This window comes from Pseudomonas paraeruginosa PA7 (assembly GCF_000017205.1).
Taxonomy (GTDB): domain Bacteria; phylum Pseudomonadota; class Gammaproteobacteria; order Pseudomonadales; family Pseudomonadaceae; genus Pseudomonas; species Pseudomonas paraeruginosa.
Map to the genome: position 1 here is coordinate 5,187,724 of NC_009656.1, position 11,365 is coordinate 5,199,088.

The following is an 11,365-nucleotide window of genomic DNA, read 5'->3' on the forward strand; positions in this document are numbered from 1 at the left end:
GGTACTAAGCCCTCAGCCATGAAACCATCGCTAGTCCTCAAGATGGGCCAGCAGCTGACGATGACGCCTCAGCTGCAACAGGCCATACGCCTCCTCCAGCTCTCCACCCTGGACCTCCAGCAGGAAATCCAGGAAGCGCTGGAATCCAATCCCATGCTCGAACGCCAGGAAGACGGCGACGATTTCGACGGCAGCGACCCGCTCGCCGATGGCGCCGAACAGGCAACCAGCGCGCCGCAGGAGAGCGCCCTCCAGGAAAGCACCACACCCAGCGTAGAAAGCCTCGACGACGACCAGTGGAGCGAGCGCATCCCCAGCGAACTGCCGGTGGATACCGCCTGGGAGGACATCTACCAGACCAGCGCCAGCAGCCTGCCCAGCAGCGACGACGACGAATGGGACTTCACCGCGCGCACCAGCAACGGCGAGAGCCTGCACAGCCACCTGCTCTGGCAGGTGAACCTGGCGCCGATGTCGGACACCGACCGCATGATCGCGGTGACCATCATCGACAGCATCAACAATGACGGCTATCTGGAGGAGTCCCTCGAGGAGATCCTCGCCGCCCTCGATCCGGAGCTGGACGTCGAGCTCGACGAAGTCGAAGTCGTGCTGCGCCGCATCCAGCAGCTGGAGCCCGCCGGCATCGGCGCTCGCAACCTGCGCGAGTGCCTGTTGCTGCAACTGCGCCAGCTGCCACCCGCCACGCCCTGGCTGGACGAAGCCCTGCGCCTGGTTTCCGACTACCTCGACCTGCTCGGCGGCCGCGACTACGGCCAGTTGATGCGGCGCATGAAGCTCAAGGAAGACGAGTTGCGCCTGGTCATCGAGCTGATCCAGTGCCTGCATCCACGGCCCGGCTCGCAGATCGAGTCGAGCGAGGCCGAATACATCGTCCCGGACGTCATCGTGCGCAAGGACAACGAGCGCTGGCTGGTGGAACTGAACCAGGAGGCGATGCCACGCCTGCGTGTCAACGCCACCTATGCCGGCATGGTCCGCCGTGCCGACAGCAGTGCCGACAATACCTTCATGCGCAACCAGTTGCAGGAAGCGCGCTGGTTCATCAAGAGCCTGCAGAGCCGCAACGAGACGCTGATGAAGGTGGCGACGCAGATCGTCGAACACCAGCGTGGCTTCCTCGACTACGGCGAGGAAGCCATGAAGCCGCTGGTCCTGCACGACATCGCCGAAGCGGTGGGTATGCACGAGTCGACCATTTCGCGGGTCACCACGCAGAAATATATGCATACGCCGCGCGGTATTTTCGAGCTGAAATATTTCTTTTCAAGTCACGTCAGTACCGCCGAAGGCGGGGAATGCTCGTCCACCGCGATCCGCGCGATCATCAAGAAACTGGTGGCCGCGGAAAATGCGAAAAAGCCATTGAGCGACAGCAAGATCGCTGGTTTACTGGAGGCACAGGGCATTCAAGTGGCTCGCCGCACCGTCGCCAAGTACCGCGAATCCCTGGGCATAGCCCCTTCGAGCGAGCGCAAGCGACTGGTGTGACGTTGATCCACGCCAAGGTGTTCCGGAGGCAGGTTGCTAACCTGCCACTTACACACGGGCAACAAGGAGAACGCGGTATGCAAGTCAACATCAGTGGCCATCAACTGGATGTGACCGACGCCCTGCGCGACTATGTCGGCGAGAAACTGAGCCGTCTGGAGCGCCATTTCGACAAGATCACCAATGTGCAGGTGATCATGGAGGTCGAGAAACTGAAGCAGAAGATCGAAGCCACCCTGCGCGTCGCCGGTGGCGAGATCGTGGCCAATGCGGAACATGAGGACATGTACGCGGCCATCGACCTGCTGATCGACAAACTCGACCGTCAACTGATCAAACACAAAGAGAAGTACCTCGAACGGCAGCAAGGCGTAGGCGCCCGCTGATCTCCCCTCCCCTATGATCCGACTTGAGCAAATCCTGACCCCCGGCCGTTCCCTCGTGAACGTGCCGGGTGGCAGCAAGAAACGCGTCCTCGAACAAATCGCCAACCTGGTAGCCAGGGAGCTGCCGGAATTCGACGCCCAGGACATCTTCGAAAACCTGGTGGCCCGGGAAAAGCTCGGCTCCACCGGCTTCGGCAATGGCATCGCCATTCCACACTGCCGCCTGGCCGGCTGCCAGAGCCCGATCAGCGCCGTGCTGCATCTGGATGCCCCGGTGGACTTCGACGCGCTGGACGGTGCGCCGGTCGACCTGGTCTTCGTCCTCCTGGTACCGGAGGCCGCGACCGAAGAACACCTCGAACTGCTCCGGCAGATCGCCGCCATGCTCGACCGTGCCGACGTACGCGAGCGCCTGCGCAGCGCTCCCAGTGCCGAAGCGCTTTATCAGATCGTGGTAGACGTACAGAACGGGCAATGACATGCGCCTGATCATCGTCAGTGGCCGCTCGGGGTCGGGCAAGAGCACCGCCCTGAACGTCCTCGAAGACAACGGCTTCTATTGCATCGACAACCTGCCCGCCAGCCTGCTTCCCGACCTGGCGCAACGCGCGCTGCTGCACACCGAGCTGCTGCACCCGCAGGTCGCGGTATCGATCGACGCACGCAACCTGCCCAGCCAGTTGCAACGCTTCCCCGAGCTGCTGCAGGAAGTGCGCGACAACCATATCAACTGCGACGTGCTGTACCTCGACGCCGACGACGAAACGCTGCTCAAGCGTTTCTCGGAAACCCGTCGACGCCACCCCCTGACCACCGATACCCGTTCGCTGGCCGAAGCCATCGGCGACGAGAGCCAGTTGCTCGGACCGATCGCCGACCTCGCCGACCTGAAGCTGGACACCACCAGCCTCAACCTCTACCAGCTGCGCGACACCATCAAGCTGCGCCTGCTGAACAAGCCGGAGCCGGGAACAGCGTTCCTCGTCGAGTCCTTCGGCTTCAAGCGCGGCATGCCGGTCGACGCCGACCTGGTGTTCGACGTGCGCTGCCTGCCGAACCCCTACTGGAAGCCCGAGCTGCGCGACCATTCGGGGCTGGAGCCGGAAGTCAGGGAGTACCTGGCCGCCCAGCCGGACGTCGAGGAGATGTACCAGGATATCGTCGGCTACCTGAACAAATGGCTGCCGCGCTTCGCCGCCAGTAACCGCTCATATGTGACAGTTGCGATCGGCTGTACCGGCGGCCACCATCGCTCGGTCTACCTCGCCGAACGGATTGGCGCTGCACTCAGGGAATCCCTGAAGAACGTGCAGATCCGCCACCGCGATCTCAACAGCTAGCCCATAACAAGAAGGACAGACTCCCCACGATGCCCGCCCTAGAGATCACCATCATCAACAAGCTCGGCCTGCATGCCCGCGCCGCGGCCAAGTTCGTCGGCGTCGCGGGACGCTATCCCTGCCAGGTCCGCGTCGGCCGCCAGGCGGACAGCTGTGTCGACGGCAAGAGCATCATGGCCGTGATGATGCTGGCCGCCGGCAAGGGCACCAGCCTGCACCTGCATACCGAGGGTGAGCAGGAGGACGAAGCGCTGAACGCACTGGTCGAACTGATCAACAACAGGTTTGACGAGGGCGAGTGAACGCCCTCACCTTCCGTCCTTAAAGCCGCTTCACACCTGGGCTACAGCCTGACCCTGTGCGTCCACACCAGATTCGCATTCCTTTTCAGCGTCCACGAAACGTCCACACCCCTGAGCCAATGGGTTCAGGTTGACGACTTCGGCCAAGTGTCCGGGGCTGAAATGTGCATAGCGCATCGTCATCTGGAGAGTCGCGTGGCCCAGCACGCGCTGCAGGGTCAGGATGTCACCACCGTTCATCATGTAATGACTTGCGAAGGTATGGCGCAGCACATGGGTCAGTTGCCCTTTCGGCAGTTGCAGATCCAGTTCGGCCACCGCCAGCTCGAACGCCTTGTAAGTCGCCGAGTAGGACGATCTCCAGGGGAGCGCCCCCTCAAGCGACTTCTGCAGCTCGGCAGAAATCGGCACTGCGCGGTTTCTTGCCGACTTCGTGCGGACGAAGTGGATTCGACCATCCCGCACCTGCAGAGGTGTCAGATTCATTGCTTCGGACCACCTGGCACCAGTGGCTAAGCAGACCCGGGCAACCATGCCAACCGTGGACGGGTGTTGATCCAGCTTGGCCAGCAAAAGCGGGATCTGTTCCCGACTCAGGTAGCCCATTTCCGTCTCGTCCTGCTTGAGCGCTCGAACCTTCGCCAACGGGTTCTCACCTGTCCACTTCTCCAGACGCTCCAGCTCATTGAACATGGCCCGCAGGTGCACCAGTTCGTGGTTCAACGTCTTGGCACCTACAGGCTTGGCCGCCTGCCCTTTCTTCTTGCCTGACCCAGTTTTGAGCCGCCCCCACTTCCCTGCAATCCGGGCAGCACGGTAGTCGGCAAACATCTCGGCGGTGAAGGTGCAAACCATGGGGTCGCCGATCCGCGCCACAGTGGTCAGCATTTCCCGGCGTCGCTTGTCGCCTTGCTTTAAGGTGTTGCCGTGCATGGTGAACCACAGCCCCACCAGTTCACTCAGGCGGCGTTCGTCGCGTTTCGGCTTCTTCTCAAACTCGCCCTTGGAGCCGTCGCCCATGATTCGACGCTCCAGGTGCATGGCTTCGTTCTTTGACTTCACCTTGCGACGAATTCGTGGACCGTCACGACCATCCGGACGGCAGTCCACCAGCCATTCCCCATTATCCAGCTTCTTGATCGACACAACGCTATTCCGGGGCTACCTGCCCGCACTCAGGGGCCGTTTCTCCGATCATCAGCCAGAGCGTGTACTTCTTGAAACGCTCGTGACCCAAGACCTTGGTAAGCGCGCCATACCCCATTTCGAAGGAGGCCCCTTCGTATTTCTTCACCGTGCTGATGCTGATCCCTGTCAGCGCAGCAAATTCAACCTGTGTCACCCGCTCTTGTGCCCGCATTGCTTTCAGCTTCGTGGCGAAGTCCATTCCTACCCCTCTTGACATGGATCCTATATAGGGACCAGGATACGTCCCTATATAGGTACTTTGATCCCCAATAAACGCCAAAGAGGTTATCAGAATGAAGATCACCATCGACACGCCATATGTGACCGTCGCTGAGTTTGTCCGCCGTTCCGGGCAGTCCACCAGCGCCGTTGAGCGCGAAATCAAACGCGGCAACTACATCATCCGGCCAAAGGAAGCAGGTTCGAAATCGGCCGTCCTCATCAACATGGTGCATATGGCCATGGAGGCAGCAGAACAGGCTCAACGGGTGCGTGGTGAGAATAGTCAGGCCGGTAAGCAGTAAGGGGCCGGCAATGACCGTACGTAGCACCCAAGAGCAGTTCGAAGATATCTACCGCCAGGACGTGATCCCGGCCCTGGAGAACGACAGAGAACTGGACTTCAAACCGCACGAAGCCTCGGACGAGTACCTGAACAAAGGGGAATGTCCGGGCTGCGGCAAGCGCTCGCTGTACATCAGCAAGAGCAAGCCCTACCAGTTGAAATGCAACCGGTTGAACCAGTGTGGTTACGAAGAGAAAACCCGCGAACGCTACCGCCACCTCTTCGAGAATCTGAGCGAGCGCTTCCCTTCGACGCCGGAGAACCCCAACGCCACCGCCGACGCCTACCTGCAGCGCAGCCGCGGCTTCGACATTTCCAAGATCGCGGGCTGGTACACCCAGGGCCGCCGGCCGATGGCGAACGGATCCTGGGCGGACACAGTGCGTTTCCCGCTCTGCAACGGCTATTGGGAACGGATCATCGACGCCCGCGCCGTGGCCGCGAACGAAGGCGACAAGGCCGGGATCCGCAAAGGCATGACGTACAAGGGCGATGGCTGGGAGCCAACTGGCCAGACCTACGAGAAGAACGACCGGGTGTACATCGTGGAAGGGATCTTCCATGCCATCGCGCTGTGGCTCGCCGGCTATAAGGTGATCGCCTCGATCTCGGCCAACAACTTCCCGTGGCGAATCCTCGAAGAGAACAAAGGGAAACTCATTACCTGGATCATCGCCCTGGATGATGACCCAGCTGCCCATGCAGTGATTCCTAAGTACCTGGCAGGGATCCGCAAGCGAGGGGAAATCGGCTGGGTAGCCCTAGCCGGGCAGCGGGCCGACGGGAAGAAGCGCGACTGGGACGACGTGTACCGCGACGGCCAGCTGGACGACGCATTCCTGCAGGAAGCGTGCTACCGGGGCCGGCTGTTCTGCGCCACGTCGCCGATGAAGAAGGCTTATCTGCTGTACATCAAGCGACCGCGCCCGTTCTTCCTGGTCGAGTTCGACAACTGCCTGTACTCGGCCCGGGTGAACCTCACCGAGTTGCAGAAAGATCTGGATGGCGACGACGTGGACGGACACCAGCCCGAGTTCGCCAAACACACAACCATCAGCCAGGTGGCCAACTGTGTCCCGCGCTTCGAATACATCGAGCGCGATGCGATCACCGGCGAGCAGCGCTACTTCTTCCAGTTCGACTTCCCGAACTCCCGCCTGAACTGCAAAGAGCCGCTGCCGCCGAGCGCGATAACCGAGCCGCGAGGCTTCACGAAAGCCCTACTGGAGCGCACCCCAGGCGGCATGTTCGAAGGCGGCGAACGGGTGCTGGCCATGCTCAAAAGCGAGTGGCTACGCAACCCCAGCACCGTTCGCACGTTGCCCTTCATTGGCTACGACGAAGCCACTGGCGCCTATTGCTACCCCTCCTTCGGCTTCCACAAAGGCAAGGAAATCATGACCAACGACCATGGCTTTCTGGACATTGGCGGCGACGGTTTGAAGACCTCGGCGCGTAGCTACCCCGTCTTCCAGGGCGAGGCCTTCGACCCGTCCTGGTTCGCAGACTTCCGCGCAGTGTTCAGCCTCAACGGCCTGGCGGCGCTCTCCTGGTGGACCGGTACCCTGTTTGCCCAGCAGATCCGCAGCGCGCAGTCCTCCTGGCCTTTCCTGGAACTGACCGGCGTCGCCGGGTCCGGTAAGACCACCTTGCTTCGGTTCCTCTGGCGCTTGATCGGCCGCAAGGACGAGGAAGGCATCAAGCCCAGCGGCAACGGCGCATCCGGCATCGGTCTACTCCGCGCCATGTCTGCCGTCTCTAACATGCCCGTGGTGCTCCTAGAGTCCGACCGGGAAAAGACCGACGCCATGGGGCGCACCCTGACTGAGCAATACAGCTGGGATGAAATCAAACCGCTGTTCGACCATAACGCCAAGCTGCGCGTCACCGGCGTGAAGTCGGGCAACAGCGATACGGAGGCGCTGATTTTCCGGGGGGCGGTCTGTATCTCACAGAACACCATGGTAGACGGCTCGGAAGCGATCCTGACCAGGATCGTCTATTTGCACATGACGCTGGACCACCATAGCCCCGACCTCAAGCCTCTGGCCGACCGCCTGAAAGCTATCCCGGTCGAGCAACTGGCGGGCTACCTGCGCGCTGTTCTGTGCCAAGAGAACGCCTGGCTGCAGCGCTATTTCGAGGCCTTCCCTCACTACGAACAGCGGTTCATGACCCAGAGCGGCGTCAGTCACAGCCGGATCGTGCTTTGCCACGCCCAGGTCATGGCGGCGGCCAAGGCCACCCAATCGCTGTTCCCGGCCTGGACCGATCGTGATCTGGAATCCCTGGCACGCCATCTGGAGGCCCGCGCCCTAGATCGGCAACAGAGCTGCACTGCAGAGAACAAGACCGCCGCCCAGTTCTGGCAGATCTACCACTACCTCAACGAGCAGACCGTCACCGTGACGGACAGCGATGGCGAAACCCACCACGAGATCCGCGAGACGCTGAACCACAGCACGGAAAAGGGATTGATCGCCGTCAACCTGAACCACTTCCAGCAGGCTTGCCGCGCTGCCGGCCAGGAGGTGCTGCCTACGGCCCTGCTCCAACGCTACCTGAGGCAAAGCCGCACGCACACCTTCATCGAGACTCGCAAGTGCCATTCCCGCCTGGAACAGCGCTCCATCAACTGCTGGATCTTCAAAAGGGCTGGATAGCCAGTCTTCCGTGGCCTGGAGAGTTTCCGGGATGGGTTCGTGGGTGAGTGGAAAGGCTTTCTGTGTACTCACCCTGAATATCTGGAATATCTGGAAGGAATAGGAATAGTTCAATGAATACAGTCAGTTACACCGATAAAGCAAGCCGCGTACCAGCGGAAGGCCCTGGAAGGTTTTTCCTTCCACTACCTTCCATCAACCTTCCACTTTCGGGCTTTTCGGCAGAGTCGGCTGGAGGCCTAGAGCCGCGTGGCCTACAGCCCTACCGGCATGCAACAACCTTCCACCACCTTCCACCCCAGGTGGAAGGAGCCCCAAAAAAATCAGCCCAGCAACCACGCGGGTTCCAGAGGTGCCGCCGCCACGGCCTTCCACTCCTTCCAGACGTTCCGGGGGAGTACGCGCCGCAGACCTTCTTACGGGGGATCGCATGAGCCTGCCCGCCGATATCGCATACCGCCGCGACTGCCTGGCCCGCCACGTTCTGCGCCATTGGAGGCGCGAAGAGATCACCGAATGGCTGGCCGATCCGAAGCACTCGGAGGAATACCGCGAAGACATGCGCAAGCGACTGAACGAGCAACAGAAGGAGATCCGCAGGAATGAACGCAAGCCAACCGCTCACCCATGAATTGGCCCGCGTCTGCGGTCCGTTCGACCTGGCAAGCACCACCGCGCACCAGGACTTTCTGCACTGCTGGCGGCGTGGCGCCAGGTTGCTGGGCCTGCCGCTGCTGCAACTACCACCGGCGAGGCATTGGGAAATACCCGTGATCGAGGACGCGCACCTACCGCAACTGCTCAAGGCCTTTCGGACCTTGGACACGTCCCGCCAGGTACTGCTGCTGACCATGCTCAGCCTGGCCGGCTTCAAGCGGTCGGCATGGCTCAGTCAGGAAGTGGGTCTGGAGTTCGGCCAACTGGCCGCCTGCAGACTCGGAAATGAAGTGTTCCAGGTGGTGGTCGGCCTGCTGGCCCACCACCGCGAAACCCCAAGCAACTGAGATAGGAGAAGCACTATGCAGAACGAACAGACGCCACGCCAGACCCTGGAAGCCGTACTGGTGACAGCTCTAATCGAGAGAGCCACCACCGCCGCGCTGAAACAGTTGGTACCAGCGGCCTTGTGTCACACCGAAAAGGGCAGCGTGATCGGACGCTTCCTGCTCGCTTTGGACGACGGAGCCGGACACCCCTTCAACCTGAACGATCTGCGCCGCCTGGAGCATGTGCAACTGGATGCCTGCCTGCAGATCCTCGCCGTCGATCATGCAGGCCGGCTTAACGTCCGCCAGCGCGTGGAAAAGGACGCGGACGGCCGCCTGGTCTGGGCTCTGCTGAGCAGCATGTGGGCGCCCCGCAAACCGAACGCCTGACGGCATGAAGAAGAGGCGTCGAGGAGTTGCCGCTCCCCGACGCCGACCACCAACCGAGGACACACCAGTGACAGTAGCAACCCAAGGCGGCGGCGCCGCTGAGACTACCACCCCACGGCCCGATACGCTCACCATCAGCGTTCGCTTCTCGACCGGCACCTATGTTGCCCGGGCGAAGGGCCATAAGCAGACAGCCAGTTGCACCGAAAACGCCTACCGGGCCGCCGAGCGACTGACCGAGAAACTGGGCATGGACCCCAAGACCTTGGAACTGCGGGAGCATCTGGACCAGCGCTGGATCTTCCAGACAATCGAGCTGGTGCCCGGCGAGTTCACCCACTTTTGCCACCTTTGCCCCGACTGCGGACAGACACACCTGGTGCCAATCACGAAGGATGCACCGCATCCCTACTGTTGCGGCCGGCGCACTCTGTTCAAAGGCGGACGGCACGTCCGGGAGGTCGCAGATGCGCGTTCGTAACGACGAGATCCGCCAGCTGTGCAAGCTGGCCAGGGCAATGGGTTACGCCGTCCAGCAGACCAAGCGGCTGCACCTGAAATTCACCAAGCCCGGGCGGCCACCAGTTTTCTGCAGCAGCACCCCGGGGGACTGCCGCGCCTGGCTCAATGCCCGCGCCCAGTTGCGCCGTTCCGAGCTGATGGCAGAGGGTGGTCCCGCATGAAAGCTGACCGCCACGGCACTCTGGAAGAACAGAAACGCTACGCGCTGCGCTGGCAGGACGTGAACGAACGCCCGGAGTGCGGCAACTGCTGTTACCTGCGCACCGAGAAAGCCCCGGCAGCAGCTTGTCCAGGTGCGGCCACACTGGCCGTCCACCACTGCGACCGGGGCGGTTTCGTCACCACCAGGACGGCGATCTGCGACCAGCACAGGAGGAAGAAAGCATGAGCAACGGCGCCCCCGTTCACGTCCAGGAGCGACAGGTATTCAACGTCAGCCCGGAGCGTAACCGCCAGGCCCAGGCCCAGTTAGGCCTACCGCCCAGCTTCGTGATCTTCGAGGCCTCCGGCGTCCTGAACTACTTTACCGGCCTGGGCGTGGTCCAAGTGCCCCTGCCGCAAGGCGAGTTCCTGGTGGGCCTGCAGGATCCTGTCGGCGCTCGACGCTTCGGCGTTGTGCGCTTTGACGGACTCGACGACCAAGAGGGATGGGGGGAACAGCAGTAGCCAAATAGAAAAGGGCGCCTCGGCGCCCTTTCCTATTACCCCCTATCTATAGTGATAGTTGTATTCGAGATCAAAATAAGCAGAAGCCGCTAACCTCAAGAATATGAAACATAGCAATCCAAAATCACGAACATAAAATAAAAACCATCCCCAACCCTTAGAACCTTTCAGCCCTCACGGCACTCTATTACCGAATAAATTCGCCATAAAAGCCCCAATCTTGACGCGAAAATATTAAAGAAAAAATCATCAGACATACTACATTAATTCTAACTTTTCCGCTTATCTCCCTCACACTTGACTATGTAATTTTCATAAAAGTAAAGTTAGGAAAACACGCAGTAAGGGAGTTGTTTTCATGGAATTTCAGACAGTCAACCTAACGTCAATCCGCGAAGGCCTGGACGATAGTAGGTATGTCATGAAATTTATTGGTGCTGCCGTTTGCCATGGCCAGTTAGGCGTGGAAGAGCGGCTGGGCGCTCAGATCGTCATGGAGTGGCTAGACCAACGCATGAACGATACCGCGTCCACGCTCCTGGTTCAGGACCGCAAGGCCCCGAGCTGATTAAATAGCTCAACCTGCAGGTGGCGGGGTAACTCCCGGAGCCGGTCAAACAGCAGCCGGTCCAGAGGCTCCGCCGCCGGAACCAAGGTATGCGAAAAAGACAGGTTCATGACGAACCTATGCCCGCAGCCCTTCGCGTCCAGGCACTGGCAATAGAGTTTGGCGAACTCCGGGGTGATGTCCTCTCGCGTAGCAATCCGCGCCTTCTCTCCGCACACCTTGCAATAAACTCGCATTTCGCCCCCATGGTTCCGTTATAGGAACCCATTCTGCCATA

Annotated in this window: 18 protein-coding genes; 15 read left to right on the plus strand and 3 right to left on the minus strand. The window is 60.8% G+C overall.

Annotated elements, in window-relative coordinates; translation table 11 throughout:
* The first annotated feature begins 18 nt into the window (after positions 1–18).
* The 5 genes from PSPA7_RS23995 to PSPA7_RS24015 all read left to right on the plus strand — a co-directional run bounded on the left by PSPA7_RS23995 (position 19) and on the right by PSPA7_RS24015 (position 3,540).
* Positions 19–1,512 carry an RNA polymerase factor sigma-54 gene (locus tag PSPA7_RS23995; RefSeq protein ID WP_003155095.1) on the plus strand — a complete coding sequence of 498 codons (1,494 nt, stop codon included), beginning with the start codon at positions 19–21 and terminating at the stop codon, positions 1,510–1,512.
* 77 nt (positions 1,513–1,589) lie between these two features.
* Positions 1,590–1,898, plus strand: a complete 309-nt coding sequence (hpf, locus tag PSPA7_RS24000; protein WP_003155096.1) for a ribosome hibernation-promoting factor, HPF/YfiA family — start codon at positions 1,590–1,592, stop codon at positions 1,896–1,898.
* A gap of 13 nt (positions 1,899–1,911) precedes the next feature.
* Positions 1,912–2,376, plus strand: coding sequence for a PTS IIA-like nitrogen regulatory protein PtsN (ptsN, locus tag PSPA7_RS24005; RefSeq protein ID WP_003155098.1), 465 nt, complete (start codon positions 1,912–1,914; stop codon positions 2,374–2,376).
* A 1-nt stretch (position 2,377) separates the two neighbouring features.
* Positions 2,378–3,238 carry an RNase adapter RapZ gene (rapZ, locus tag PSPA7_RS24010; protein WP_003155100.1) on the plus strand — a complete coding sequence of 287 codons (861 nt, stop codon included), beginning with the start codon at positions 2,378–2,380 and terminating at the stop codon, positions 3,236–3,238.
* 29 nt (positions 3,239–3,267) lie between these two features.
* Positions 3,268–3,540 carry an HPr family phosphocarrier protein gene (locus tag PSPA7_RS24015; protein WP_003155102.1) on the plus strand — a complete coding sequence of 91 codons (273 nt, stop codon included), beginning with the start codon at positions 3,268–3,270 and terminating at the stop codon, positions 3,538–3,540.
* A 30-nt stretch (positions 3,541–3,570) separates the two neighbouring features.
* Here PSPA7_RS24015 and PSPA7_RS24020 read toward each other — a convergent pair whose 3' ends face one another.
* On the minus strand, positions 3,571–4,686 hold the full coding sequence (locus PSPA7_RS24020) for a phage integrase (protein WP_012077216.1): 1,116 nt from the start codon (positions 4,684–4,686) through the stop codon (positions 3,571–3,573).
* A gap of 4 nt (positions 4,687–4,690) precedes the next feature.
* The gene (locus PSPA7_RS24025) at positions 4,691–4,927 is read right to left on the minus strand and encodes a helix-turn-helix domain-containing protein (protein WP_012077217.1); all 237 of its coding nucleotides are present in this window, start codon (positions 4,925–4,927) and stop codon (positions 4,691–4,693) included.
* A 94-nt stretch (positions 4,928–5,021) separates the two neighbouring features.
* Here PSPA7_RS24025 and PSPA7_RS24030 point away from each other — a divergent pair, with 94 nt between their 5' ends.
* From PSPA7_RS24030 to PSPA7_RS32545, 10 genes are all read left to right on the plus strand, one after another.
* The gene (locus PSPA7_RS24030) at positions 5,022–5,252 is read left to right on the plus strand and encodes a hypothetical protein (protein ID WP_012077218.1); all 231 of its coding nucleotides are present in this window, start codon (positions 5,022–5,024) and stop codon (positions 5,250–5,252) included.
* Positions 5,253–5,262: 10 nt separating this feature from the next.
* Positions 5,263–7,956, plus strand: a complete 2,694-nt coding sequence (locus tag PSPA7_RS24035) for a toprim domain-containing protein (protein ID WP_012077219.1) — start codon at positions 5,263–5,265, stop codon at positions 7,954–7,956.
* Positions 7,957–8,386: 430 nt separating this feature from the next.
* Positions 8,387–8,587: a hypothetical protein gene (locus tag PSPA7_RS24040; RefSeq protein WP_012074157.1), complete on the plus strand. Its 201-nt coding sequence runs from the start codon at positions 8,387–8,389 to the stop codon at positions 8,585–8,587.
* Positions 8,559–8,960 carry a hypothetical protein gene (locus PSPA7_RS24045; RefSeq protein WP_012077220.1) on the plus strand — a complete coding sequence of 134 codons (402 nt, stop codon included), beginning with the start codon at positions 8,559–8,561 and terminating at the stop codon, positions 8,958–8,960. Before PSPA7_RS24040 ends, PSPA7_RS24045 begins: the two co-directional genes overlap by 29 nt.
* 15 nt (positions 8,961–8,975) lie before the next feature.
* The gene (locus PSPA7_RS24050; protein WP_012074155.1) at positions 8,976–9,332 is read left to right on the plus strand and encodes a DUF7673 family protein; all 357 of its coding nucleotides are present in this window, start codon (positions 8,976–8,978) and stop codon (positions 9,330–9,332) included.
* 67 nt (positions 9,333–9,399) lie between these two features.
* Positions 9,400–9,813, plus strand: a complete 414-nt coding sequence (locus tag PSPA7_RS32540; protein ID WP_025297579.1) for a hypothetical protein — start codon at positions 9,400–9,402, stop codon at positions 9,811–9,813.
* Positions 9,800–10,015: a hypothetical protein gene (locus PSPA7_RS24060; RefSeq protein ID WP_012074154.1), complete on the plus strand. Its 216-nt coding sequence runs from the start codon at positions 9,800–9,802 to the stop codon at positions 10,013–10,015. The genes PSPA7_RS32540 and PSPA7_RS24060 overlap by 14 nt, the downstream gene beginning before the upstream one ends.
* Positions 10,012–10,242, plus strand: coding sequence for a hypothetical protein (locus PSPA7_RS31515; RefSeq protein WP_012074153.1), 231 nt, complete (start codon positions 10,012–10,014; stop codon positions 10,240–10,242). Before PSPA7_RS24060 ends, PSPA7_RS31515 begins: the two co-directional genes overlap by 4 nt.
* Positions 10,239–10,520 (plus strand): hypothetical protein, encoded by a 282-nt coding sequence (locus PSPA7_RS24065; RefSeq protein ID WP_012074152.1) that lies wholly within the window; start codon positions 10,239–10,241, stop codon positions 10,518–10,520. The genes PSPA7_RS31515 and PSPA7_RS24065 overlap by 4 nt, the downstream gene beginning before the upstream one ends.
* Before the next feature lie 358 nt (positions 10,521–10,878).
* Positions 10,879–11,088 (plus strand): hypothetical protein, encoded by a 210-nt coding sequence (locus tag PSPA7_RS32545; protein WP_012074151.1) that lies wholly within the window; start codon positions 10,879–10,881, stop codon positions 11,086–11,088.
* Here the strand turns inward: PSPA7_RS32545 and PSPA7_RS24075 are convergent.
* Positions 11,064–11,324 carry an ogr/Delta-like zinc finger family protein gene (locus PSPA7_RS24075; RefSeq protein ID WP_023122741.1) on the minus strand — a complete coding sequence of 87 codons (261 nt, stop codon included), beginning with the start codon at positions 11,322–11,324 and terminating at the stop codon, positions 11,064–11,066. The two genes, PSPA7_RS32545 and PSPA7_RS24075, sit on opposite strands and share 25 nt — an antisense overlap.
* Between the last annotated feature and the right edge of the window lie 41 nt (positions 11,325–11,365).